The sequence below is a fragment of the Chloroflexus sp. MS-G genome (assembly GCF_000735195.1).
GTDB lineage: Bacteria > Chloroflexota > Chloroflexia > Chloroflexales > Chloroflexaceae > Chloroflexus.
In genome coordinates, this window is record NZ_JPIM01000250.1 from 1 (window position 1) to 636 (window position 636).

Annotated in this window: 1 protein-coding gene; it reads left to right on the forward strand. The window is 57.1% G+C overall.

All coding sequences use genetic code 11. The features are described from left to right. Positions 1-57: 57 nt before the first annotated feature. On the forward strand, positions 58-480 hold the full coding sequence (locus JE47_RS0120230; RefSeq protein ID WP_011955408.1) for a helix-turn-helix domain-containing protein: 423 nt from the start codon (positions 58-60) through the stop codon (positions 478-480). Positions 481-636 lie beyond the last annotated feature (156 nt).

Here is a 636-nt window from a genome sequence, read left to right on the forward strand (position 1 = left end):
GTAGTCCGTAAACTAAGTTCTCTTGCATTCCGAGGTGATATCGGATAGACTGGTGGTATGAAAAAAGATCACCTGACTCTGACAGAGAACGACCGCACCACGCTTGAAGGACTGCTTGCCAAAGGTACGCTCGCGGTCAAGACTTTCAAGCGCGCGACCGCGCTGCTCGAACTCGATCGCGGCAAGACCCTGCGTGCGGTGGCTGAAACGCTCGATGTGACCTACACCACGGTCGCCGCTTGGCGCAACGGCTACCGCACCAAAGGGTTGGACTGTCTGTACGATGCGCCGCGTTCTGGCCGTCCGATTGTCATTGATGGCGCTCAGCGCGCCAAAGTCACGGCATTGGCGTGTAGCGATGCACCAGAAGGCCATGACCGCTGGACCTTGCGCCTCCTGGCTGAGAAAGTCGTCGAAGCTGGCTTCTGTGAGACGATCTCGCATACTATGGTTGGCACAATTCTAAAAAAAACGAGCTGAAGCCACATGTACAGCAGACCTGGTGCTTTGGCGCCCTCACTGCGGCCTTTCTGGCCCAGATGGAGCGCATTCTGGCACTCTATGCGCTGCCGTATGACCCGCACTATCCGGTAATCTGCTATGACGAACGGCCCTGCTTTCTGATCGGCGACACCC

Excerpts from the sequence above, each read along its gene's own strand:
- JE47_RS0120230 (WP_011955408.1), top strand. The coding sequence starts at position 58 with ATGAAAAAAGATCACCTGACTCTGACAGAGAACGACCGCACCACGCTT.